Genomic DNA, 24,141 nt, shown 5'->3' on the forward strand with positions numbered 1-24,141 from the left:
AAAGCGAACGGCGGCAATGCAGGTGTGGATGGAGTCACGATTGAGGATATCGAGCGGCAGGGCGTGGTTCCCTTTCTCCGTCAACTACAGGAGGAATTACGGAATGGCAGCTACCGCCCGCAGCCCGTTCGGCGAGTCTACATCCCAAAGCCGGATGGGCGTAAGCGTCCACTGGGGATTCCGACCGTACGTGACCCCATTGTTCAAACCGCCGCAAAGATTGTGCTGGAGCCCATCTTCGAAGCTAACTTTCGGGATTGCTCATACGGATTCCGGCCCAAACGTTCGGCCCATGATGCGAGACGACGCATACGCCAAGCCATTCAGCGGGAGCAATGCCGTTGGGTAGTGGATGCCGACATCGTCGGCTTCTTCGACAACCTCAAACGTGGGTTGTTGATGCGGCTTGTACGGCGTCGGATAAGCGACCGGAGAATGTTACGGCTGCTGTGGCAGTGGTTGGACGCCGGTGTGATGGAAGACGGAGTACTGCATGAGACGGAAACGGGGACACCGCAGGGTGGAGTCATCTCGCCTCTATTGGCAAACATCTACCTCCATGTCCTGGACATTCTGTGGCAGACCCGATACAGCCGCCTGGGAAAACTCGTGAGGTACGCGGATGACCGTGCGCCACGAAGGCGAGGAGCTAGATGATAGCTCGAAGCCATGCCGAATGGAAGATGAGGGTAGGCCCCTCGAAGCCGCCATGCAGGTGGAGGCTTCAAACCACCGTAAGCTGCTGTGGACAAAAGCCATGGTAGTGAGCGTTACGGAAAAGGCGAGGCCAGACCTCGTCAGGTCCGTGCCGATGGAGACGAACACCAGTGAACCGCTGATAACGTGTCGAAAGCGTAGGGACGTCATCAAAACCGGGAGGTAGTCGTTAGCCCGGGATCAGTCTGGAGGAAACCTGCTTACTGTCCAGGCGGTGACCGGCATGAAGGCGGCGTGAACGCGGCACAGGCTTCGATTCGGAACGTGGGAACCTGCACTTCGATGCGAAGGAAAAAAACTCCAAGCGGAGGACCCGCAAGGACGAAAGTACCGATGCGAGGTGTAGGGGCGGAACAACCCGTAGTAGTGACGAAGCTTCGTAATGGAAGTGGAGCGAAGGGGTTGTGTTATCCAGTTTTGTGCAGAGGTCAACCGCAAGGGAGGAGCCAATGGACAAAACAAAGCCGTACAAAATCTCCAAATATGTGGTGCTTGAAGCGTTCCGACGAGTGAAAGCAAACCGGGGCGCGGCTGGGGTGGACGAGGAAAGCCTAGGGCAGTTCGAGGCCGATTTGAAGAACAACCTCTACAAGATTTGGAACCGGATGTCCTCCGGCAGCTACTTTCCTCCCCCAGTCAAGGCGGTGGAAATACCCAAGAAAAACGGAGGAACAAGGATTCTTGGCGTACCCACGGTGGCCGACCGCGTCGCACAAATGGTCGTGAAGATGTACTTCGAGCCCAAAGTGGAGCCGTACCTCCATAAGGATTCCTATGGCTATCGACCAGGGAAGTCGGCAGCAGACGCGCTTGCGGTCACCCGGCAAAGATGTTGGCGATATGACTGGATACTGGAGTTCGACATCCAGGGGCTGTTTGACAACATTGACCACGAATTGCTGATGAAGGCTGTTCGCAAACACACGGACAACCCATGGGTGATTCTGTACATGGAAAGATGGCTGAAGGCGCCGTTTCAATTGCTGGATGGGACTGTGGTAGAACGAACGAAGGGCACGCCGCAAGGCGGAGTCATCAGCCCGGTGCTGGCCAATCTGTTTCTCCATTACGTGTTTGACAAATGGATGGACAAGAACCATCCGGACAAGCCGTTTGCTCGGTACGCTGATGATGCTGTTGCACACGGCCACAGTCTGGAAGGTGCTCAGAAGCTTCGCGCCAGCTTGGAAGAACGGTTCAAGGAATGCGAACTTGAACTCCATCCGACCAAAACGCGCATCGTCTACTGCAAAGATGACGACCGACGTGGGGATTACCCGGAAACGAAATTTGATTTCCTGGGCTACACGTTTCGACCGCGAAGGTCCAAGAACAGATATGGCAAGCATTTCATCAACTTCACCCCAGCGGTAAGCAACAAGGCGAAGAAGGCCATGCGACAGACGATTCACGACTGGCGCATGCATCTGAAGCCGGACAAGACCCTTGAGGATCTGTCCAGGATGTTCAATCCCGTCATCAGGGGCTGGATCCAATACTATGGGCGCTTCTACAAATCGGAACTGTACTGTGTGCTCAGGCACATGAACCGAGCTTTGGTTCGCTGGGTACGACGCAAATACAAGAAGTTTGCTGGCCACCAGCGGCGGGCGACACACTGGCTCGGGAAAATCGCCAGGCGTGAACCGAAACTGTTCGTGCATTGGCAAATGGGGATTTTACCTTAGGCTGGATAACGGGAGCCGGATGAGCCGAGAGGTTCACGTCCGGTTCTGCGAGGGCCTCGGGGTGAAACTCCCCGGGGCTACTCACCTGGTGATTCTGACCTGGCAGCGATGGCAAGCCCAACGGATATACCGGATCCTGCAAACCCTGCTTGCCAGGCTAGGACTGACCCTGTCACCGGAGAAAACGCGAGTCGTGAACCTGCAAGAGACAAGAAGCGGGTTCGACTTCCTCGGCTACCCCTATCGATGGATCCCAAGTCACTGGAAGTCCGGCAAATGGTACGTCGCTTGCTGGCCGAGTCGGAAGGCAATGAAGCGAGCGCGCGAACGCATCCGCGAGTTGACTCCGTTGCACCGAGTAGGACTGCCGGTTAGCGTGGTGGTCCAGGACCTCAATCGCTACCTGACTGGATGGGCTGCGTACTTCCGGTTTGGGAATTCCACCCGTCAATTTCGGGCTATCGACAACTATGTGGTAGAGCGGTTGAGTCGCTTCATCGCCCGGAAGTATGATCGTCGCGGTATCCGACATGGGATGTCCATCTATCTATCCAGTCACACGCATCTGGGCCTACGTACATTGGCGGGAACTGTGGTTTATGATTCTGCGAATGCCTGAGGTGAAGGGATTAGGAGAGCCGTGTGACGGAGAACGTCACGCACGGTTCGATGAGGGGAGGCTGGAAATGGTCTTGCCGCGCCAGCCTTCTACTCTACTTATGCGCAATCTGCTAGATGTTACCCCAAAGACGCTACAGGAGGAAGTCTACAAACGTGTACGGGCGATCCTGGATGCACCCGATATGAGGACGGCCCGGATGCTGAAAAATGACTTTGTCGAAGAATTTGCCGACAAAGCGCCGAAGGCCGTACAGGTGCTGGAGGATGGGTTTGAGGATGTGACAGCGGTTTTGGCCCCGCCGGATCGTTACCACAGACGGCTGCGTACCACAAACGGAGTCGAGCGTCTGAACGAAGAAATTCGGCGGCGTGAGAGGGTGATACGGATCTTCCCGAACCGGGAGTCTGCGAATCGGCTTTTGGGTGCCCTGCTGATGGAGATTGACGAGGCTTGGAGTACGGGCCATCGCTATTTGAACATGCAGGAGTACTGGGAGTGGCAAAGCGAGCGACAAGCGAAACCCCAAGCCGCCAAAGTTTACCGGCTTGAATGAAGCGAGCCTTTAACTTCTACCAGGAAGGGCAATTTACACAGTGTTTTGGACTTGATCGTGTCGAATGGTGCATAGCAAAGAAGACACTATGGAATGCGACATGTATGCCCCTGTAGTATGCCCAAAGAATTTGTGAAAATCGCAGGCCTCCTTGACAATATGTTTCTTCAATCCGTTTCGACGTTGTATATAGAAAAAATCGAATTTACAAATAGTATTACTTTTCATATGATCAAGATGTGTAGTTGAACTCAGAGAACTGGCAGAACATCGTCTGCCTTTGTATTGGTTGCGTCGACACTCCGTTTTGCGAAGACGGCTCACGCCAGAAATCGACGTCAGCCGTATGTCACCGAGAACGATACGAGGGGGAGGCAGAATGCTGAGCAAGGAAGACAACATGCTGATCACGAGAGTGGGACCGGGTAAGCCGATGGGAAACGTCATGCGGGCCTATTGGCTGCCGATGCTGTTGTCCAGCGAGCTTCCAGAAAGAGACGGTCGACCGCTCCGCGTGCGAGTTCTTGGCGAAGACCTGATTGCTTTTCGGGATACGAGGGGAAACGTCGGTTTGCTGGAAGAATACTGTCCACATCGAGGCGCGTCGCTGTACTTCGGCAGAAACGAGCAGTGTGGCCTGCGCTGTGTTTATCACGGATGGAAGTTCGAAGTCAGCGGCAGGATTGCAGATATGCCAAACGAACCGCCGGGGAGCACGTTCAAGGACCGCATCCGGGCGAAAGCGTATCCGTGTGTGGAACGAAACGGGGTCGTTTGGACCTACATGGGCGACAAGCAGGAATCGGAAAGGCCAGCATTGCCCCATTTCGAGTGGAATCTGGTGCCGGAGTCTCGTTGCTATATCAGCAAACGATTGCAGGAGTGCAACTGGGTGCAGGCATACGAGGGCGGCATTGACTCCAGTCATGTCTCCTTCCTGCACAGTCGACTGAACCCAGCGGACTTCACGGGCAGCCCGCGGGAACACGGCATGAAGTACATGGCTGCGGACACATTTCCACATTACGAGACGGTGGAAACACCGTACGGAATGATGGTCGGTGCGCGCAGAAATGCTGAACCCGGTTATCACTACTGGCGAATCACGCAGTGTATGATGCCATTTTACACTATTCTTCCATCCTATGGAGGCGACAGTCCGCTGAGCGGCCACGCCTGGGTGCCGATTGATGACGTGTCGACGATGGTATGGACCATAACTTGGCATCCATCGCGGGACCTCAGGGAGGACGAACTCGAGGACATGCGCCATTGGTCCCCTGAACGGGTAGGAACGAGTGAAGGCAATGGCCGACATCTGCCGCTGGACATGTACATGGAGGAAACGTCGGCCCCGGGCAGCGGCTGGCGGCCGAAACCGAACAAGGCCAACGACTACATGATTGACTGGAACGCACAGGCGACCAAGGCCTTTTCCGGGATCCCGACGATTGCTATGCAGGACCAAGCCGTTCAGGAGTCCATGGGCCCCATTTACGACCGCCGCAAGGAACACCTGGGAACGGCCGACTTGGCCATTATCCGGATGCGTCGGCTATGGCTAAACGCTGCGAAAGGGATCCTGGAACGGAACATGAAACCGGTCGGTGTCGAAGCTCCCGAATCCTACTACATTCGCTCGGCATCCATGCGGTTACCAGTGGATGCGGATTGGGTGGAGGAAGCGGCTCGGCTCACGTCGGCAAATGAGAGGACAGTACACTTTATCTGATTGAGGAGGGATTGAATGACGAAGGACGTCAGAGCAGCCGTCATGATCAGTGCCGGGGAAACAGAGATTCGTCGACTACCCCTGCCCGAAATAGGACTGGACGATGGGCTGCTTCAAGTCGAGGTGGCGGGAGTATGTGGAAGCGATGTGCGCCACTACCGCTCTCAGATCACGGAGCCGCGAATTCTAGGTCATGAAAACTTGGGGCGTGTGACCGCGCTTGGACCTATCGCCAAAGAACGATGGGGCGTTTCTGAAGGTGACCGCGTCCTGCTGGAGGAATACCTGCCGTGCGGTCACTGTCGAGCGTGTCGCAGTGGCAACTTTCGCTCCTGCTGGGCGACGGACTCGCTACTATCTGCAGACGCGATCCGCTTCGGGTCCACGCCGATCAACGTGTATCCAGGCCTGTGGGGGGGATACGCTGAGTACCTTTACCTTCATCCGCGAACGGTGTTTCACCGCGTGGATGAGCGGATCCCGGCTGCCGAAGCGGTTCTGGCCCTGCCGATCTCCAATGGCATCCAATGGGTATGCCGGGAGGGACAATTGAGACCTGGGCAAACGGTCGTCATTCTGGGACCAGGACAGCAAGGGTTGGGATGCGTGTTGGCAGCAAAATTGGCCGGTGCACAGATGGTCATTGCTGTGGGGCTGAATCGGGATAGAAGACGGCTAGAAGTCGCCGAGAAGCTCGGAGCGGATGTGGTATTTCATGGACCCGACAGGCACCTAATCGAAATGGTCCAAGATTTGACGCAGGGAGAAGGGGTCGATATGGTGGTCGATACCGCCCGAGGTAGTGGCGAAACGGTGGGACTGGCGTTCAACCTGCTGCGCAAGCATGGCCAGTTGCTTCTGCCGACCGGCGCAGCGGAGGGGATTCCGCAATTTCCGGTGTCGGTCCTTTCGAAGCGGTGTCTCACCCTCCGGGGTGTGCGCGGGCACAGTTACATGGCTGTGGAATTGGCGCTCGAACTCATTGCGTCCCGAAAGTATCCAATAGCGGAAATGTCGACACATCACCTTTCCCTGGAAGAGGTCGACCGGGCGATCCGATTGACAGCCGGAGAGTTTGCCGAACAAGCTGTGCACGTCACGATTCTGCCGGGTGCGCAGACAGCCATGACAGGCAGGTAAGATGCCATGACCTTGAGAGAGTATCTAAGTATACCCTACATCCTCTCCTCGCAATCTTTGCTTCGGGATGGCACGTGGATACGGATCGTTTCTTACCCTGAAGTGCCTGATTGTGTCGTCGAGGGACTAGAAACGGTACGGATGATTGACGAACTGGACGTGCGGCGGATTCGTACAATCGTATCGATTCTTCGATCCGGTGGCTGCCCTCCGGTGCCCCGGTCCCCTCTGCCTCATGTGGATGTGGAGGGACTTTTGGAACGTTTGGGACTGGATGAACTCATCGCGCTCTTGGATGTACCGCGTCTGTCGGAAGCCTGAGTGTGCACCCGACAGACGTTGAAGCACAACACGGGACGCAAGTACCGTAACACAGTGGACGACGAGAGCAAGTAGGGGGATTGCATCCAGCGAGACAGTGTAAGCGATCTCCCACCGCATGGCGAACATCATTATGTGTAAATTTTTTATATTCATCTCTAAAGTGTCTCTTGTGTGCGGATGAAGGCGCTATCATTCAAAGACCTAGTGAGTCGTCGCGGGGGCATAGATGCTATTGACGGGTCTGCGCGTAATGGTTGATTGGTCGACATAAATCTTTGGCCTAGGGGGATCCGTATGGCGAGTGAAAGGGTAGATGTGTCCAAGCTTATCGATGACACTCCATTCGCGGGATTCCAAGTTCTCATGGTCATTGTCGGTTTCTTTCTGTTGGCATTGGACGGCTTTGATGCCCAGGTCATTTCCTTTGTCGCGCCCACACTTGAGAAGGTTTGGGGCACTTCGGCGGAGACGCTTGCGCCGATTTTCTCGTCCAGCTTGGTTGGTTTAGCCATCGGCGCGCTGATATCGGGACCAATTGCAGACAGGATTGGCCGTAAGACCACCGTGTGTAGCGCGGTGTTTCTATGTGGGATTTTTTCGATTATAACTACGACCGCATCTGGAGTGGGTAGCTTGTTAGTTATGAGATTTCTGACTGGACTGGGTCTCGGGGGCTGCATGGGCAACGTCACCGCGTTGTTGGCGGAGTATTCCCCAACCCGTATCCGTAAGACTATTCTCAGTATTATGTGGACGGGTTTTCCTTTTGGAGCCACGCTCGGCGGCATCATCTCAGCGCAGATGATCCCTGCATTGGGCTGGACCTCTGTGTTTTATCTCGGTGGGATTGCGCCGATTGTCATTGGACTCATTGCGATTGGGGTGTTGCCTGAATCGATCCGTTTCCTGGTGCTGCATGGGCGGAAACAGGCACGGGTCGCAGTGTCACTCAATCGCATCGCAGGCCCTGGCACCGTGAGTGATCAGAGCGACTTCTATCTTCCTGAATCGAGGCTACCAGGTGTCCCAGTGAAGCATCTCTTCACGGAAGGCAGAGCCGTAAACACGGTGCTGGTCTGGATTGTTTTCTTCATGACGCTACTGCTGATCTACTTCTTGACGAATTGGATGCCAACACTTTTGCAAGGTGCAGGCTTTCCGATGGGCAGGGCGATCATTGCAACGGCTATGCTGCAGGGCGGCGGCATCGTGGGTACAATTGTCCTGGGTTCCACGAGCGACCGAGCCAACCCGAAAGTGGTGCTAAGCGTTTCGAGTTTGCTTGCGGTGGTGTTGCTCATACTCCTTGGCTATATGCACACCATCGGTGGGTTGATTGTCGTGCTATTCTTCTGCGGATTCTTTATCATTGGAGTCCAATCCAACATGAATGCCATTGCCGCCAGCGTCTATCCCACGAGTGCACGTTCTACTGGAGCCAGTTGGGCATTGGGCGTAGGACGCATCGGTTCAATCGTCGGTCCGTTGATTGGTGGCGCATTGGTTGCTGCGCAGTGGACCCTGCCCAACATTTTTATGTTGGCCGCCGTCGCCGCACTCGTCGCCGCCATCGGTCTGTCACTCATCAGCCGCAAGCTGGTGGATTCCAGAATCGCAGGCGCGGAGCAAGGGTCGGTTGCTGCAAAATGAGACAACGAGAATCAATTTTCCTGCATGGTTGACAGAGCGTTTACCGAGGCGCTCTGTCCTTCATTTTTCGGCCAGGCATCCTTTTGATTGATGCGACAGAGGAGAATAAAAAAGTTCTATTTTACATATTCAGAATACGTTAATAGAATAAGACCTGGAGGGTGTGGGGATGAAGTGAATGATTTGGAGAACGTTGAAACGTTTGTGAGCGTGGCAACACATTTGAGCTTTGTCAAGGCGGCGAATGCCATGAATCTCCGGCAGCCGTCCATTACGGCCCGCATCAAGCGGCTTGAAGACCGCCTGGGCGTACAACTGTTTGTACGGAACAAGAATCATCGTGTTCATCTGACCGAAGAGGGGAGGGTATTCTTACCGCTTGCGCAGCAGATGATTCGCCTCATGCAGGAAGCGGAGAACAACGTCCGCAATGTAAAACATGTGTTTGAAGGCAAGATACGTATCGGGGTGACTCCTTCTTGGACCGTAGACGCGCTCCCGCGCATACTGGGTATGGTTCAAGAAAGGTATCCCAGAATTGGATTCTATGTAATTAACGGTACCACAAGAAGTATTTACAACATGGTGCTGGACAACCAAGTGGACATTGGATTGGTCTCGTACGATATCATGAACCAACAAATTGAACGCTTGTACGTTCACGATACGCCATGGGTCCTGGTTTGCAGCCCCAACCACCGACTGGCTGGAAAAAAAGAAGTCGACATCCAGGACATACTCAACGAGCCTTTGGTCACTTATGAGCAGTCCACGGAGGGCTGGAGAAAGATCCAACGCACCTACGGAAGCTACAATACCGTACCGAATGTCACAGCCCAATTGGAGCAGTTGGAAGCTGCCAAGGCGATGGTTTCGTATTCGTCCTGTATCAGTTTGCTGCCTCTTATCTGTGTTCATAACGAACTGGAGGATGGCAGACTGGTCGGTGTAAAGGTGCGGCAGTTGTCTGACGTGAGCACTCGGATGACTGTGATTTTCTTGAAGGCGAAATCATCCTACCTCATGGTGAGAATGATGCAGCAAATGATTATGGAATATTTCAGATCGATTGACTATAAAAACCGGAAAACCGCTAACATGGATACTTCTTGAGGGTATAAGCCCACTTTCGCGAATGCGCAAAATGAAGCGGACGGAGATTATAGATTCAACCTTAGCTGACGATTCAGACCATGGACAAGAAGGTTCACGTTGCTTGTGCGAGTCGTGCCACGCAGCGCCGAGCTTGACAAGCCCTTGTCCTTTGGCAACAGTGGATGTCTTCTAAGAATTGGGTCATTTATATCTGAATATTAATAATAAACGTTCGAAATCAGGTAGCCTTCTTTGTCTCATGCGAAAAGCTACGCACGATCAAGCATACAGAAGAACGCGCAAGATCGTTGAGGGAGGTTACTCATGGATACTGTACGTTACATCATCGACGATTCGGAGCAGGCGGTTTTCAAGGTCCATCGGTCGGTCTTTGTCAAACCTGAAATCTTGGAGCAAGAGCGAAGTAAGATATTCGATCGCTGCTGGCTTTATGTCGGGCACGTTTCCGAGGTGCGCAACCCTGGCGACTTTCGAACCCGGGTAGTGGGTGGGCGCCCCGTCATCTTTACGAAGGGTGCGGACGGCGAGATCCGCGTCTTCCTCAACTCCTGCACGCACCGTGGAACACTTGTCTGCCGCGAGCGGGAGGGAAACGCAAAAACGTTTCGTTGCTTCTATCACGCCTGGTCATTCAACAACTGCGGCGAGCTCATCGCGGTTCCGGGGGAAGACGCCTATGGACCGAATTTCGACAAAGGACACTTAGCCCTGAGAGAGGTTCCGCGGCTTGCCCATTACAAAGGATTCTACCTTCTCAATTTTGACGCACATGCAGAGAGCTTGACTCACTATCTTGCAGGGGCCAAGGAGTATCTGGACATCATTGTAGACCAATCACCCACGGGAGAACTCGAAATCATCCAGGGTACGCAGGAGTACGACATAGCAGCCAACTGGAAACTGTTAGCCGAAAACAGTTTCGATGACTACCATGTGGCACCGACTCACATCACGTATTTTGAATACTTGAAAGACTCTGGCGTCAATGTGGCGATACCCAAGGGCTTGTTGATGCCGAGGCATGGCCTGGGGAAGGCACTGGGCAACGGCCACGCCGTGATCGATAACCAAACGTATCGAGGGCGGCCAATTGCCTATTGGATGCCTATGTACGGGGAGGAAGCGCGAGAAGAAATCGCCCAAATCCGCGCGGAACTCGTCAGCAGGCTGGGCGAGGAACGGGCCTACCGCGCTGCGGATACCAACCGGAACCTGTTAATTTTTCCGAACCTGGTCATCAATGATGGGTCTTCGGTCACGGTTCGGACGTTCTTTCCGCTTACCGAGCGGCGCATGCGGGTCACCGCCTGGGCCATCGGACCCGTTGGAGAATCGGCCACCGCACGTGCGCGCAGGTTGGACAGTTTTCTGACGTTCTATGGTCCCGGAGGGTTTGCGACGCCCGACGATGTCGAGGCGCTGGAGGTACTGCAGCAGGGCATCGCGACATGGAAGGAGGTGGAGTGGTCGGACCTCTCGCGGGGGATGACGAAGCCGATCGAGGAGCAGTTGAACACCGATGAGCCGCATCTGCGGGCGTTTTGGCGCCGCTGGAATGAATTGATGCAAACAGATTGAGGACAAGAGGCCGTTTGGAGGGACGATTATGTCAGAACAGCCGCAAATCAGTCGGGCTGAAATTGAAGATTTTCTGTACATGGAAGCCGCCCTCCTTGACGAGTGGAGGCTGGATGAGTGGTTGGGGCTGTTGACGGACGACGCGAGTTATCTCGTTCCGCCCAATGACGCGCCGGACGGCGACCACCATGACACCTTGTTCATCGTCGCTGACGACATTCATCGCGTCAAGGCCAGAGTCAAGCGATTGAAGAGCCGGAATGCCCATGCTGAAAATCCAAAATCGAGGACGCGCAGGATGATTTCGAACGTGCGAATCCGCAGCGTCGTGGATGATGTTGCGAGCGTGACAGCGAACTTTGTGATTTACCGATTCAGGAGGCATGAGCAGATTCGCGAATATGTCGGGCGTTACGAGTATAAGCTTCGTGTCTGCGGAGGCGACATCAAGATTGCCGAGAGAAAGGCAATCTTGGATGCGGAGCAACTCGCCGGACTGGGTTCGGTAAGTATCATTCTTTGAACGTATGAGCGGTAGGGTGGGACGGGATGAAGTCGGTCTTCATGGACTGTGTCCTGGTCACCGCTGCGACCGCACATAGGCCAGCCTCCGGATGAGCGATCATCTGAACGGGGCACATGACAGCATCAAGGGGAGGATGCAGCACATGCGGTACATTGACGTGTTCAATCACTTTTTTCCTCAGAAATTATGGCAGAAAATGTTGGAGCTCGATGCGAGTGGCAACGACATCGGAAAACGTATGCGGGGCATTCCAGCGATCTATGACCTTGATGTCCGCCGTCGCATCGTAGAGCAGTTTGACGACTACACACAAGTCATCTCGTTGGGCATGCCGCCTCTTGAAGCGATGGGAACGCCCGAGACCACGATGGAGTTGGCCCGCATTGCGAACGAGGGCATGGCGGAACTCGTGGAAAAGTACCCAGACTACTTCGTGGGCTTTCTGGCGTCTCTCCCCATGAATTCACCGAACGCGGCAGAGGAGGAGGAGCGGGCTTTCCGCGATTTGGGAGCCAACGGACTGCAGATTCACACGAACGTGAACGGGGCACCGCTGGATGATGCTCAGTTTCTCCCGGTCTTCGAAATGGCGGAGAAATACAGGAAGCCTGTTTTCCTGCACCCGGCGCGTGGCGCCCAGATGCCCGACTACCGGACGGAGACCAAGTCAAAGTACGAGATCTGGTGGACCTTTGGCTGGCCCTACGAGACGAGCGCAGCGATGGCAAGGCTGGTGTTCTCCGGCATCCTGGACCGGTTGCCCGACCTGAGAGTGTTGGCTCATCATATGGGGGCTATGGTCCCGTTCTTCGAGGGACGTGTCGGACCCGGTTGGGATCAGCTCGGGAAGCGAACATCCGATGAGGATTTGGAGTCGGTGTTGAGGAGTTTGCGCCGACGCCCCTTGGACTACTTCAAGGATTTCTACGCCGATACCGCGGTATTCGGCTCCCGTGCGGCCACGCTGTGTGGTCTGGAATTCTATGGCGCAGACCGAGTTCTGTTTGCCTCCGATTCTCCGTTCGACCCCGAAAAAGGACCGGGCTACATCCGCAGCACGATCCAGGTGCTGAACTCGATTGAAATGTCCCAGGAAGATCGTGAAAAAATCTGTTACAAAAATGCTCAGAACCTGTTGGGGGTCAAGTAGCAAGCAGCTATGTCGATTGCCCGTTCAAGAGAGACATTCCTTTCATCATACGCCATGGCGCTTTCATGGTAGACCGAGGGAAAACAGGCGGACAACGAAAAAAGGGAGCTGACCCCGGTGCCCTCGGCACTCTTTTAGGACAACCCCCATGAAGCTGGCCATATGATCCCCCTTTTACGCTGCTACGGCCGACCGGATTATTGCTCGTCCTGGAACAGCGCGGTGGACAGGTACCGTTCACCCGTGTCCGGCAGAATCGCCACAATCGTTTTCCCCCGGTTCTCAGGCCGGCTTGCCACCACAGAAGCCGCGTGGAGTGCGGCGCCAGACGAGATGCCGACGAGAATGCCTTCTTCCCGGGCCAACTTGCGGGCCGCCTGGAACGCCTCGTCGTTGGAAACCTGCACCACCTCGTCATAGATTTCGGTGTTCAACACGTCGGGGACAAAGCCGGCTCCGATGCCTTGAATCTTGTGTGGGCCCGGCTTGCCACCGGAGAGAACGGGAGAATCCGTCGGCTCCACGGCCACAGCTTGGAAGGAGGGCTTGCGCTGTTTGATGACCTCGGCGACTCCCGTGATGGTGCCGCCGGTGCCGATGCCGCTGACCACGATGTCCACTTGGCCGTCTGTGTCCGCCCAGATTTCCTCTGCGGTCGTGCGACGGTGGATCTCCGGATTGGCAGGGTTTTTGAACTGTTGCGGCATGAAGGCGTTGGGCGTGCTCTTGACCAGCTCTTCTGCCTTTTGGATGGCCCCGCTCATGCCCTTGGCCCCTTCGGTCAAGACCAGTTCAGCTCCGAGCGCCTTCAGGAGTTTGCGGCGCTCTATGCTCATGGTCTCCGGCATGCACAGGATGCATCGGTAGCCTTTGGCCGCGCATACGAACGCAAGGGCAATGCCTGTGTTACCGCTTGTGGGTTCGATGATGACACTGTCCTTGTTGATCAAGCCCTGTTCTTCGGCCGCGGTGATCATGGCATAGCCGATACGATCCTTGACACTCCCGAGCGGGTTGAAGTACTCCAGCTTGGCCAGCACCTCAGCGCCACTGGCATCGCTGATCTGATTGAGCCGAATCAGCGGGGTGTGTCCAATCAGCTCTGTAATGTTCCGGGCGATTTTCGGACGCTCAGGCGTCCCAAGCGACTTCGACATGATATCAACCTTCCTTTCCATAGGGACAAAACAATGGCCTCGTAGACATTATAACGAAATCATGCAGGTTTGACCTCTGTAATTCATTGTTTTTTGCCAGGGAAACTATACAAAAGGAACGCTGCAACCGGTGAAATATGACAAGGAGGTTTCCGACCTCTGTACCGAGAGAGTGCATCGTGAGCACAACTGTACTTGTCCATGGGGTTCGTTGCTCTCTCACTCATGCCGGCGCTCTGCGCCCCACGAGATAGCACACTCCCGGGATGCGCCCTAGTGTGTAGGAGATGAGCATCGCCAGGCCGTATACAAACGCGATGGCCACAGGTATGGAGGCCAGGTACAGCCAATCTGGCAGATGGATGGCTTCAATTGAGTTTTCTGCGAAGTACAGCGGAATGGACTGACAGAGATAAATCCCGAACGACGCGTTGGACGCCAAAAGGACCAAATGATTGAAGCGAGGGTGGGCCCCGCTTTGTCGCCGCCGGGCCCACAGCACGCCGGTGTACCAGAGCGCGCAGACGATGACAATCACATAGAGGACCATCATGGGTTGTTCCACGGCTTCCGCCTGTCCGTGCGACTGACCCAGGACATAGCGATTGAACAAGTACTGGCCCCAGATGATGGGTACAAAGGCGGCGGCCCAGTACCAGAGGGCCCGTCGATGTTGATCGATAAACCTCAGGACGGACTGGTAGTGGCAAGCCAGTACGCCACCGGCGATGAACCAGAACTGATAGGTCAAAATGAACGTAGCCTTGCGCGCCGCGAGTCGCGCGAGCAGATTGGGCCAGCCGCTGGTGTCGATGTGCGGCAGCCACAGGTCGTAAAACGCCATGCAGAGCAGCTGCAGGATCAGGCTGGCAAGGACAATGTGCAGGTGCCAGCGTTCCCAGCGGCGCAGCCCCCAGAGCAGGACTGGAAAGATCACGTACAGCTGAATCGTCACCAGAATGTAGTACAGGAAAAACGGCTTGCCCACCAGAATCGTATGTACGATGTCATGCGCAACCTGCGGCGACAGGTGAAACGAATTGGCGACGCTGTCGCGCCCGAGCACGTCCAGGGTGGCCCAGCCGATATACGGGAAGCCAATCAGCAGGAATTGTTTTTTCCAAAAGGCGGCGAGGTGAAACTCTCTATGGTAATAATTGATGAACAAGACCAAGCCGGTGATGAACATGAACGCTTCGCGGGTGAACTTCAACGAGAAATGGAGCATGGCGATGGATAAGAACGGGGCCGATCCGTCGTCCAACCCGCTCAGATAGATGGAGAGAGTGTGCACGGACAGCACGCCGAGCATGGTGATAGCGCGGATAAGGTCGATTTCGTGCAGGTGCGGTTTAGCCACTCCGTTCCCTCCCGTCTAGAATAGGATGTCACTCACCGTAGAAAGCCTAACGTTCGAATCTCGAAAGCGCCTGAAAAAAGCAGGCCAGGGACAGACAGGTGGAGACAGATCTGGAGAGAGGCAAAAAAATACCCCACTCGTGCCGAGTGGGAGTCACGGGAAGTGACGCATGGACGATTCGAGGGAGTAAAGCACGGGAGCGATGCTTACACCCGTAGCTGAATCGTACCGCCAATACGGTTGTTGATCAACCTTATATGTAAGAAAATATGACATATAATAACTGATTTTTGCGATCAGAGCTCGGTTGTGGCATAAAAAACAACGTTGAGCAACCAAGGCTCATGTGTCTGCGGCCAATTGGATACGCTATGTTTCATCACAGTACGAGGAGACCGGGCTCATGAATACGAAGCGTGTGGCGGCGATTGTCATTTTGATTGCGGTCATTTTCTTTCTGATGCTTGAGGCACAGGAGTTTATTCACTTGGACATCTGGTCGCGCTGACGACAGAAGCCTTGTGGCAACCACTCCGGAATCTGTTACCAGGGATATGTTCCCAGTCACGATACTCTACGTGAGGGCGGCGTGCTGACGGGGGCTCCATCCTCTATTCCGCGGAAATTCGGCCGCGCGCAACATGTCAGATTCTTCGGCCTGAAAAACCCTGTAGAATGGGGAGAGAACACACAGGGTAAAGAGGCGAGGCGGCATGGAGACGTGGCGGCGGAACCTGGCGGTGTTGTGGATTGGATGTTTGGTCACCTCGGCGAGCTTCTCGATGGTCATCCCGTTCCTCCCCCTGTTCCTCATTCAAATAGGCGTGCACACGCACACGGAAATGTGGTCGGGCCTGTTGTACAGCGCCGCCTTCGTGGCGGGTGCCATCGCTTCTCCGTTCTGGGGTTCCATGGCGGACAAGTACGGCCGTAAACCCATGATTGTCCGGGCGGGTTTTGCCTTGTTCGCTATCTACGTGCTCACTGCTTTCACCACAAATCCCTATGAGGTGCTGGCCCTGCGCATCCTGCAGGGGTTATTATCCGGATACATCCCAGGCGCGATTGCACTGGTTGGCACCAATACGCCGGAAAACAAGGTGGGGTACGCTCTCTCGATGATTTCCGCTGCGTCGGCCACCGGCGGCATCGTGGGACCACTTTTGGGCGGGGGTCTCTCGCACCTGTTTAGCAACCGGATCGCTTTTGCCAGTGCGGGCGTCATGGTCTTCTTCTCGACATTTCTGGTCATCTTCTGGGTGACGGAGGACAAGTTTGAGCCGACCCAACAGCGCACGTCCGTGTTCGCGTCGTTTCGGGACGCATGGCACAACAAGCCGCTCTTGTCCGCTTTCGGGCTCAACGCCTTCACTGCCTTTTCCATCATGACCGTCGAGCCCGTACTGACGCTGTACGTCGCGCAGTTGTCCGGGTCTGTGCGCAACGCCTCGCTGCTCTCTGGGGTAGTGTTTTCCCTCGCCGGCATCGCCAGTGTGGTGTTTGCCCCACTGTGGGGCAAATTGGCGGACAGGACCACTTTTCGGCGTGTGTTGCTGATTGGCTTGATAGGTGGGGGATTATGGACCCTCGCCCAGATCCCGTTCCACCAAGTGTGGACTTTTGCCCTTGTTCGGTTCATCTACGGGGCGTTTTTCTGCGCGGTGTTTCCGGCCATCAACGGGCTCGTAGTGCGCTTCACCACGCCTGATTTTCGCGGGCGCGCGTTCGGGTTGAACCAGACCGCCAACCAAATTGGCAACACGCTCGGGCCCCTGGTTGGGGGATGGATTGGCGGCGCTTACTCCATCCATAGCTTGTTCTGGTGTACCGGTGGGCTGTTGCTGATGGTTGCCGGAATGGCCTGGTTTGCGACCGGCCGCCAGACGGTAAAGAGGGTGAAAAAGGCGCACGTTGGCATGTGAGGGTGGCCTCAGACGACAGACCGCAGAACGGTCGAATGAAATAGCCCAGACGCTTGGCAATAAGGAGGTACACGTTTGTGGCAGGACGATTCACGGATAAAGTGGTGTTGGTGACCGGGGCCGGGAGGGGCATTGGTCGGGCAGTGGCAACGGCATACGCGGAGGCGGGGGCGCGCGTCGTCTTCGCCGACCGAGACGCGCAGCTGTTGGACGAGGCGACTGCCCAGCTATCGTCGGACGCCGTCGCGGCCGTAATCTGTGACGTGCGCCAGGCCGACGACGTCACGCGGCTGGCCGAGACCACTGCCGCTCGATTCGGGCGGATCGACATTCTCATCAACAACGCGGGCATCGGCATCTGGAAGTCGCCGCTGGAGCTGACCGTGCAGGAGTGGGACATGGTGCTTGAGACCAACCTGCGAGGGGCGTTTTTGTGCGCCCGCGAGGCGGCAAAACGGATGCGGGAGACGGGCGGCGCCATTGTCAACATCGCGTCGACGCGGGCACTGATGTCCGAGCCCAACAGTGAAGCCTACGCCGCGTCCAAGGGTGGGATTGTGGCGCTCACCCACGCGCTGGCCGTTTCCCTTGGCCCAAAGCGCATTCGTGTCAACTGTATCAGTCCGGGGTGGATTGAGACCGGTGATTACGGTGCGCTGACCCAGGCAGATCACGCTCAGCATCCGGCGGGTCGGGTGGGTCGGCCAAGCGATGTGGTCCGGGCTTGCTTTTATCTCACGGACCCTGATAATGACTTCCTGACCGGGGTCAACCTGGTACTGGACGGTGGCATGACACGGAAGATGATCTACGTCGAATGACGAAAGGCCGCCCAGCAGGGGCGGCCGGTTGCGGTTGGCGCGACGAGTTACTGATACACGCGGCTGTTGTAGTTCGTCTGGCTGGGACCGCGGCGGTCGGTCGCTTGGTGATCCGCCTGCAGCACCTGCTGGACCCCGGCGTTGGCGTTTTGCCCGTAGGGCGCATTGGCTGGAGCGTTGTAGTGGGTATAGCTCGGAGCCTCGCGTCGGTCGGTCGCCTGGTGGTCCGCCTGCAGCACTTGCTGCACGCCTGCATTGGAAGCGTAGTTGTGGCCAAACTGGGCGGTCGATTGAGCATTATAGTTGTTGTAGCTCGGCCCGCGCCGGTCGGTCGCTTGGTGATCCGCCTGCAGCGCCTGCTGGACACCCGCACTCGACGCGAAGTTTTGTCCGTACTGCGCGCCTGCGGCTTGGGTGTTGTAGTTGGTGTAGCTTGGCACTTCCCGCCGGTCTGTCGCAGTTCCCCGGTCCGCCTGCATCACCTGTTGGATAGCGGTGGACGAATAGGCCTGCGGCTGGTATTGATTGGACGGATACTGCTGCGCAAACGGTGCGTGCCCCGCAAACTGGTTGGCCTGCAGGCTGGATTGCTGAATCGATTGCGCAATCCGGTCGCACAGCTGGACACACTGCTGGAGCTGCTGCGCGGCTTGAGACTCTTTAGTCGCCATCGTCGCGCCCATCGGCGACTGTTGGAGCATCTGCGCGTTCTGCTGCTCATTGGCCGCCAGCTGCTGGCAAATCGAGCGGATCTGCTGCAGTTCTTGCAGAGCCTGGTGCATTTCCAGTCCTCCCCTCATCTTCGTGCGAGATCATGAGACCTCGCACCTAATCTGTGCGCGGCCGACGAAGTTATGCAAATCCAGCCACCTCGCCGCGTTCCATTTTTATCCATATGGGTGAGCCCGGAAATCCTTACCTATCCGGCTTTCTTTTCTTGGTCCCCACATGATTTCCGCTTTCCGGGCAAACGTTAGGTAGGAATACCACCAGCGGGGAGGAAGGAATGTTGAAAGCAGTCACCTTCCAGGCGCCCAAGCATGTCCAGGTCAAAGAAGTCCCGGACCCGGCCATTGAAAAACCGGACGACATCGTAGTGCGCATCACGAAGACGGCCATCTGTGGTTCCGATTTGCACCTGTTGCACGGGATGATTCCCAACCTGCGCCCCGATACCGTGATTGGCCACGAGCCCATGGGCATCGTTGAAGAAGTCGGGCCAGAGGTGACGCGGGTGAAAAAGGGAGACCGGGTGGTCATCCCGTTCAACATCGCCTGCGGACACTGCGACAGCTGTCGGCACGGCCTCGAGAGTCAATGCGACAACGCCAATCCGCACGGCGACAGCGGCGCCTATTTCGGCTATTCGGATACGTTTGGCGGCTACCAGGGTGGACAGGCCGAGTACTTGCGCGTTCCCTTCGCCAACTTCACGCCGTTCGTCGTGCCCAAGGAATGCGAATTTCCGGATGAGTACCTGCTGTTCTTGTCGGATGTCCTTCCCACAGCGCTCTGGAGCGTGGAGAACGCCGGGGTGAAGCATGGTGACACGGTGGTCGTGCTGGGATGCGGGCCAGTTGGTCTGATGGCGCAAAAGTTCGCCTGGCGCGCCGGAGCCAAGCGGGTGATAGCGCTCGATTATGTTCCCTACCGTTTGGAGCACGCACACCGCATCAATCAGGTGGAGACCGTGAACATTGAGGACGAGGAGAATATGGGCCGCCACGTCAAGGAGATGACTCACGGCGGAGCGGATGTCGTGCTCGACTGTGTCGGCATGGACGGCAAAATGACAGTGGTCGAAAAGGTAGAGTCCCTGCTCAAACTGCAGGGCGGGACGCTGGGGGCGATTCAAATCGCGGCCCAGGCCGTGCGCAAAGGCGGCACCGTCCAGCTTACCGGGGTCTACGGCATGCGTTACAACGCGTTTCCTCTCGGAGACCTGTTTGCCCGCAATATCACGTTGAAAATGGGACAAGCTCCTGTCATCCGGCGGATGAGCCGGTTGTACCAGATGGTAGCCGAAGGCGTGATCGATCCGACTGATATCATCACCCACCGCCTGCCCTTGTCCGACGCGGAGCGGGGGTACAATCTGTTCGACGGAAAGGAGGATGGGTGCATCAAGGTGGTGCTCACACCTTGACCCTCTTCAGTTTTGTCACCAACAGGCGCGCCAGGTCTGAATTTGTTTGCGTTGACCCCGCCGTGCGCCCCTCGTAGAGTAGACGTGTCAACAGATGGCATTCCTGCACTCATACATGAAGGGGGATTCACACATGGCCATTCCAGCTTCGGCCATGTCGGAACCTAGCGGCGGGGCACGCACCGCCCTGCAGCGCTTTGGTGGATTCTTGGCCGGCATGGTGATGCCCAATATCGGCGCATTCATCGCGTGGGGACTTATCACCGCGTTCTTCATTCCTTCTGGCTGGTTGCCCAATCCCAAGCTGGCGCAGTTGGTCAATCCGTTCGTCAATTTCCTTATCCCGCTACTCATCGGCTACACCGGCGGCAAGCTCGTGCACGGAGAGCGCGGCGGCGTTGTCGGCGCCATCGCCACAGCTGGAGTGGCGGTCGGCTCGTCCGTACCGATGTTCATCGGTGCCATGATTCTGGGGCCGCTTGCTGGCTACTTGATGAAAACGTTCGACAGAGCGGTCAAAGACCGCATTCCGGCGGGCTTCGAAATGCTGGTCAACACATTTTCGGCCGGCATCCTCGGCGGTATCCTCGCCATCCTGGCGTTTTTGGTTGTGGAACCGGCGATGACCGCCGTGTCGGCGGCACTCGGCGCTGCGGCGCAGTGGATAACCTCGATTCACCTGCTGCCATTGATTGCGATTTTCATTGAACCCGGTAAGATTCTGTTCTTGAACAACGCCATCAACCACGGTGTTCTCGATCCGCTCGGCCTCCAACAGGCGAAGGAGACCGGTAAGTCTATCTTCTTTCTGCTGGAGACGGACCCGGGTCCCGGGCTGGGTGTCCTGTTGGCCTATTGGCTGTTTGGCAGAGGCAACGCGCGGCTGTCCGCTCCGGGCGCCATCCTGATTCAGTTCTTCGGCGGCATCCACGAGATTTACTTCCCCTACGTGCTGATGAAGCCGATTCTGGTCCTGGCGGTCATTGCCGGGGGCATCGCGGGCGACGCGACGTTCATGTGGACGGGCGCCGGTTTGGTTGCGACGGCTTCACCGGGGAGCATCATCGCGGAGATCATGATGTCGCCGCGCGGCGGCTTGCTGCCCGTGCTGTTTGGCATTTTTGTCGCTGCGGCGGTGTCGTTTATGATTTCCAGCCTGCTCCTGCGCACGGGGCAAGGAGCGGAAGGCAACCTGGACGAAGCGAAAGAGCGGGTGCGCGGCATGAAGCTGCAGAGCAAAGGTCTGACCGCTTCAGCCCAAGCCGAGTCGGTGACGGAAGCGGCGGACCACGCCATCGCATCTGCGGAACGCGCCATTGGGCAGCAGCCAACGGATACTCTCACTGAGCTACCCAATCACGTGGTGTTCGCCTGCGAAGCGGGCATGGGCTCCAGCGCCATGGGGGCTTCCATCCTGAAGAAGCGCCTGCAGGCCGGGGGATTCAAAATGGAAGTGACGCACGTCCCAGTCAACCAGATTCCCCCCGACGCGACGGTCGTTTTCACCCAACAGAGCCTGGCGGGGCGCGCCCGGCAAGTGGCCCCGCACGCCAAGATCTACGTGGTCGACAACTTCTTGGACAAGGCGACCTACGACGCGTTTGTCGAAGACCTCAAGCGCATCTCTGAATAAGCAGTGCTCGGGGATGCGGTGACAGAGCACGGGAGCGATGCCTATGAACCGGCATCTTTCAGCTCGCCAGGCGTTCGTCCTGCGGGCCGCCGCTCGCCCGCAGGGCGCTGACGTGGCGGCATTGGCCGAGCAGTTGGGGGTCAGCCGTCGCACCCTGCAACGGGATCTGCGCGCGGTGGAGTCGTACCTGGCCGGGTTTGGCGCCTCGCTGGCCAGCGACGAGGCGGGTATATGGCGCCTGGCAGGTCCAGCCGGTGCCATCGACCAGGCTGTGTCCAGCGCCCCGCGCGGACGGGGACCATTGCCGCTGGGCCCGGCGGACCGGGCCTGGCTGGTTGCGGCGGAATTGCTGGCGGCGGGTGGGCCGGTCAAGCTGGCCTACTTCAGCCGGCGTCTCGATCTGGCGCCGGCGAGTGTCAGCCACCTCCTCGACGGCCTGGAGGAGTGGTTCGCCCAGTACCGCCTGCAGTTGGTGCGCCGGCGCGGGTACGGGGTGGAGGTGGTCGGAGAGGAGCGGCAGCGGCGCCTGGCCCTGGCGGAGCTGGTGCACGACTGGATTCGCCCGGCGGACCTCTTGCTATTCCTGCGCGCTCCAATTCCCCATACACCTACGGGTGCTGCTCATCCGGCGGGGGCGGCGATACACGACGCGCGCATCCATTTTCTCATCCGTTTTTTTGGGGCGCAGGAGGTGAAACGGGTTTACGAGGTGCTCTCGGCAGAGCTGTCCGAACTCGATCCGCCCCTCGACGAAGCTGGCTTTTCGTCGTTTTTGCTGCATGTGCTGATTGCGCTCGCCCGGCTGAGGGAGGGGCAGAGCCTCGTGGATGCGGCCGGCGCCCCGGTCGATTCGGCCCATCCGGTCGAAGATTCCCGCCCGCGCGCGGACCTGGGGCAAGACGGTCGCTCCGTCCGACGCCCACTCGCCGCAGCGGAAGACCCGGACAACGTGCGGATCGGCGTGGACAGTGTTCGCATCCAGGACGGTGTCCGCATCCAGGATGAGACCCGCGACCGCAAGTTGGTGGGCCGGATCTTGGCGCAGCTTGCGCCGGGTGCGGCCGGGAAGGCACGGGAGGCCGAAGTTTCCGATCTGGTCACACACCTGCGCGGCGCCAAGGTGCAACTCACCCAACGGGACAAGCTGCTGCCCGCCAACGTCACCGCTCTCGAGTTTGCACACCGCCTGGCTGAGTCCATCGGCCGGCAACTCGGCGTCCCATTGCAGGCGGATCGGCAATTCACAACGGGGCTCGCTCAGCACCTGGAACCGGCGATGCACCGCATGGCCTCCGGGTTGTCCATTCGGAATCCCCTGCTCGACGAGGTGCGTCGGCGCTATCCAGGGGTATACGCGGCCACTCTGACAGCCAGCCGCGAGGTGTTTGCGGCCGCCCAGCTGGATGTGCCGGCGGAGGAGGTCGGGTTTTTGGCGATGCATGTGGGGGCGGCGCTGGAGCGCCTGCGCGTGCGCCAGCGACCACGGGCGCGCATCGTCTGCCCCAACGGCATCAGCTCGGCGGAACTCCTGGCCAGCCGCGTGCGGGCCGAGCTGCCGCAGCTCGAGATCGTCGGCGTGGGGGCGGTGGGACGCGGGCAGGCGCTCGACTGCGACTTGATTTTGAGCACGGTGCCATCCGACGCACAGGAAGCGGGCGTACCGGTGGTGGTCGTCTCCCCGTTCTTAACCCAGGAGGAGATTGACAGCGTCCGCGTCGCCATCAGCGAATTGCCAGCCCGGCACCAAACGACTGGGGCGGAGAGCGCGCCGCCGCCCAGCCCGCAAGCGGCCAACCAGCCGGCGGAAGGACCGGGGGCCCGCCACCCTTCGCCGCTTGTTCGGCAGTTGGTCGAGCCTCGACTGGATGTATGGTCGGCCTCGGCCTCCGGAGTCGCAGACCTGGTGCAACAAATTTCGCTGCGGGTGCAGGAACTCTCGGGCGCTCCCGCCGCTGTATTGGGAGAGACGCTCTGGCAGCGGGAGCGACAAGGGAGCGTCGTGCTGCCCGGTGCGGCCGTGGCGCTCCTGCACGCGCGCACCGCGAGCCTGGACGCTCCGTATATCGGTGTCGTCCGTCTGCGGGACGCGGTTTTCATGCGCGCCTTGGGAGAGCACCCGGAACCGGTACGGACGGTGCTCATCCTGTTGGCCCGCGAAGAGGAGCCGCCCGATGTGTTGCTGCGGCTTGGCCGGTTGAGCCGGGCGCTGGTGGAAGACCCGCAATGGGTCATCGATTTGCACGCCGCCGATGTCGAAGCCTTGACGGCCAAGGCGCGGTGCATCATGGAGACACAGGAGTGAGAGA

19 protein-coding genes and 1 pseudogene are annotated in these 24,141 nt (G+C 57.6%); 17 read left to right on the forward strand and 3 right to left on the reverse strand.

Annotated features, from left to right (window positions below):
• The 12 genes and pseudogenes from ltrA (ASH01S_RS13895) to ASH01S_RS13955 all read left to right on the forward strand — a co-directional run.
• Nucleotides 1–657: group II intron reverse transcriptase/maturase (gene ltrA / locus ASH01S_RS13895; RefSeq protein ID WP_157067149.1), on the forward strand; the 657-nt coding region annotated here is incomplete at its 5' end.
• A gap of 509 nt (nucleotides 658–1,166) precedes the next feature.
• The gene (gene ltrA, locus ASH01S_RS13905; RefSeq protein ID WP_067929056.1) at nucleotides 1,167–2,405 is read left to right on the forward strand and encodes a group II intron reverse transcriptase/maturase; all 1,239 of its coding nucleotides are present in this window, start codon (nucleotides 1,167–1,169) and stop codon (nucleotides 2,403–2,405) included.
• Between the two features lie 61 nt (nucleotides 2,406–2,466).
• Nucleotides 2,467–3,024 (forward strand): group II intron maturase-specific domain-containing protein, encoded by a 558-nt coding sequence (locus ASH01S_RS13910; RefSeq protein WP_169794244.1) that lies wholly within the window; start codon nucleotides 2,467–2,469, stop codon nucleotides 3,022–3,024.
• A gap of 91 nt (nucleotides 3,025–3,115) precedes the next feature.
• Nucleotides 3,116–3,580: pseudogene (locus ASH01S_RS13915) on the forward strand (transposase); the annotation flags it as partial.
• Between the two features lie 379 nt (nucleotides 3,581–3,959).
• Nucleotides 3,960–5,312, forward strand: a complete 1,353-nt coding sequence (locus ASH01S_RS13920) for a Rieske 2Fe-2S domain-containing protein (protein ID WP_067929058.1) — start codon at nucleotides 3,960–3,962, stop codon at nucleotides 5,310–5,312.
• A gap of 15 nt (nucleotides 5,313–5,327) precedes the next feature.
• Entirely contained in the window at nucleotides 5,328–6,452 is a 1,125-nt protein-coding gene (locus ASH01S_RS13925) for a zinc-dependent alcohol dehydrogenase (RefSeq protein WP_067929059.1), read from the forward strand.
• Between the two features lie 6 nt (nucleotides 6,453–6,458).
• The gene (locus ASH01S_RS18575; protein WP_157067150.1) at nucleotides 6,459–6,773 is read left to right on the forward strand and encodes a hypothetical protein; all 315 of its coding nucleotides are present in this window, start codon (nucleotides 6,459–6,461) and stop codon (nucleotides 6,771–6,773) included.
• A 297-nt stretch (nucleotides 6,774–7,070) separates the two neighbouring features.
• Nucleotides 7,071–8,426, forward strand: a complete 1,356-nt coding sequence (locus tag ASH01S_RS13935; RefSeq protein WP_067929061.1) for an MFS transporter — start codon at nucleotides 7,071–7,073, stop codon at nucleotides 8,424–8,426.
• Nucleotides 8,427–8,600: 174 nt separating this feature from the next.
• The gene (locus ASH01S_RS13940) at nucleotides 8,601–9,539 is read left to right on the forward strand and encodes a LysR family transcriptional regulator (RefSeq protein WP_067929062.1); all 939 of its coding nucleotides are present in this window, start codon (nucleotides 8,601–8,603) and stop codon (nucleotides 9,537–9,539) included.
• A 306-nt stretch (nucleotides 9,540–9,845) separates the two neighbouring features.
• Complete coding sequence (locus ASH01S_RS13945) at nucleotides 9,846–11,120, forward strand: aromatic ring-hydroxylating oxygenase subunit alpha (RefSeq protein ID WP_067929063.1); 1,275 nt, start codon at nucleotides 9,846–9,848, stop codon at nucleotides 11,118–11,120.
• Nucleotides 11,121–11,148: 28 nt separating this feature from the next.
• On the forward strand, nucleotides 11,149–11,643 hold the full coding sequence (locus tag ASH01S_RS13950) for an aromatic-ring-hydroxylating dioxygenase subunit beta (protein WP_067929064.1): 495 nt from the start codon (nucleotides 11,149–11,151) through the stop codon (nucleotides 11,641–11,643).
• Between the two features lie 145 nt (nucleotides 11,644–11,788).
• Nucleotides 11,789–12,796 (forward strand): amidohydrolase family protein, encoded by a 1,008-nt coding sequence (locus tag ASH01S_RS13955; RefSeq protein ID WP_067929065.1) that lies wholly within the window; start codon nucleotides 11,789–11,791, stop codon nucleotides 12,794–12,796.
• 197 nt (nucleotides 12,797–12,993) lie between these two features.
• Here ASH01S_RS13955 and cysK read toward each other — a convergent pair whose 3' ends face one another.
• Nucleotides 12,994–13,953, reverse strand: coding sequence for a cysteine synthase A (gene cysK, locus ASH01S_RS13960; protein ID WP_067929066.1), 960 nt, complete (start codon nucleotides 13,951–13,953; stop codon nucleotides 12,994–12,996).
• Between the two features lie 223 nt (nucleotides 13,954–14,176).
• Entirely contained in the window at nucleotides 14,177–15,313 is a 1,137-nt protein-coding gene (locus ASH01S_RS13965) for an acyltransferase (RefSeq protein WP_067929067.1), read from the reverse strand.
• A 713-nt stretch (nucleotides 15,314–16,026) separates the two neighbouring features.
• Between ASH01S_RS13965 and ASH01S_RS13970 the strand changes: the two genes are divergently transcribed.
• Both ASH01S_RS13970 and ASH01S_RS13975 read left to right on the forward strand, forming a co-directional pair.
• Nucleotides 16,027–17,235 carry an MFS transporter gene (locus tag ASH01S_RS13970; protein ID WP_067929068.1) on the forward strand — a complete coding sequence of 403 codons (1,209 nt, stop codon included), beginning with the start codon at nucleotides 16,027–16,029 and terminating at the stop codon, nucleotides 17,233–17,235.
• Nucleotides 17,236–17,312: 77 nt separating this feature from the next.
• Nucleotides 17,313–18,056, forward strand: coding sequence for an SDR family NAD(P)-dependent oxidoreductase (locus ASH01S_RS13975; protein ID WP_067929069.1), 744 nt, complete (start codon nucleotides 17,313–17,315; stop codon nucleotides 18,054–18,056).
• Nucleotides 18,057–18,103: 47 nt separating this feature from the next.
• On the opposite strand, the gene ASH01S_RS13980 is transcribed toward ASH01S_RS13975, so the two are convergent.
• A complete protein-coding gene (locus ASH01S_RS13980; protein WP_067929070.1) occupies nucleotides 18,104–18,838 on the reverse strand; it encodes a hypothetical protein in 735 nt (244 codons plus the stop codon).
• A 227-nt stretch (nucleotides 18,839–19,065) separates the two neighbouring features.
• Between ASH01S_RS13980 and ASH01S_RS13985 the strand changes: the two genes are divergently transcribed.
• From ASH01S_RS13985 to ASH01S_RS13995, 3 genes are all read left to right on the forward strand, one after another.
• Nucleotides 19,066–20,202: a zinc-dependent alcohol dehydrogenase gene (locus tag ASH01S_RS13985; RefSeq protein ID WP_067929079.1), complete on the forward strand. Its 1,137-nt coding sequence runs from the start codon at nucleotides 19,066–19,068 to the stop codon at nucleotides 20,200–20,202.
• 133 nt (nucleotides 20,203–20,335) lie between these two features.
• Nucleotides 20,336–21,835, forward strand: coding sequence for a PTS mannitol transporter subunit IIBC (locus tag ASH01S_RS13990; RefSeq protein WP_067929071.1), 1,500 nt, complete (start codon nucleotides 20,336–20,338; stop codon nucleotides 21,833–21,835).
• Nucleotides 21,836–21,878: 43 nt separating this feature from the next.
• Entirely contained in the window at nucleotides 21,879–24,137 is a 2,259-nt protein-coding gene (locus ASH01S_RS13995) for a BglG family transcription antiterminator (RefSeq protein WP_067929072.1), read from the forward strand.
• Nucleotides 24,138–24,141: the final 4 nt, after the last annotated feature.

The sequence above is a fragment of the Alicyclobacillus shizuokensis NBRC 103103 genome (assembly GCF_001552255.1).
Classification (GTDB): domain Bacteria; phylum Bacillota; class Bacilli; order Alicyclobacillales; family Alicyclobacillaceae; genus Alicyclobacillus_G; species Alicyclobacillus_G shizuokensis.

Coding starts and splice junctions, on each gene's coding strand:
- ASH01S_RS13945 (WP_067929063.1), top strand. CDS start 9,846: ATGGATACTGTACGTTACATCATCGACGATTCGGAGCAGGCGGTTTTC.
- ASH01S_RS13980 (WP_067929070.1), bottom strand. CDS start 18,838: ATGCACCAGGCTCTGCAAGAACTGCAGCAGATCCGCTCGATTTGCCAG.
- ASH01S_RS13950 (WP_067929064.1), top strand. CDS start 11,149: ATGTCAGAACAGCCGCAAATCAGTCGGGCTGAAATTGAAGATTTTCTG.
- ASH01S_RS13920 (WP_067929058.1), top strand. CDS start 3,960: ATGCTGAGCAAGGAAGACAACATGCTGATCACGAGAGTGGGACCGGGT.
- ASH01S_RS13970 (WP_067929068.1), top strand. CDS start 16,027: ATGGAGACGTGGCGGCGGAACCTGGCGGTGTTGTGGATTGGATGTTTG.
- ASH01S_RS13955 (WP_067929065.1), top strand. CDS start 11,789: ATGCGGTACATTGACGTGTTCAATCACTTTTTTCCTCAGAAATTATGG.
- ASH01S_RS13990 (WP_067929071.1), top strand. CDS start 20,336: ATGGCCATTCCAGCTTCGGCCATGTCGGAACCTAGCGGCGGGGCACGC.
- ASH01S_RS13995 (WP_067929072.1), top strand. CDS start 21,879: ATGAACCGGCATCTTTCAGCTCGCCAGGCGTTCGTCCTGCGGGCCGCC.
- ltrA (WP_067929056.1), top strand. CDS start 1,167: ATGGACAAAACAAAGCCGTACAAAATCTCCAAATATGTGGTGCTTGAA.
- ASH01S_RS13925 (WP_067929059.1), top strand. CDS start 5,328: ATGACGAAGGACGTCAGAGCAGCCGTCATGATCAGTGCCGGGGAAACA.
- ASH01S_RS18575 (WP_157067150.1), top strand. CDS start 6,459: ATGACCTTGAGAGAGTATCTAAGTATACCCTACATCCTCTCCTCGCAA.
- ASH01S_RS13935 (WP_067929061.1), top strand. CDS start 7,071: ATGGCGAGTGAAAGGGTAGATGTGTCCAAGCTTATCGATGACACTCCA.
- cysK (WP_067929066.1), bottom strand. CDS start 13,953: ATGTCGAAGTCGCTTGGGACGCCTGAGCGTCCGAAAATCGCCCGGAAC.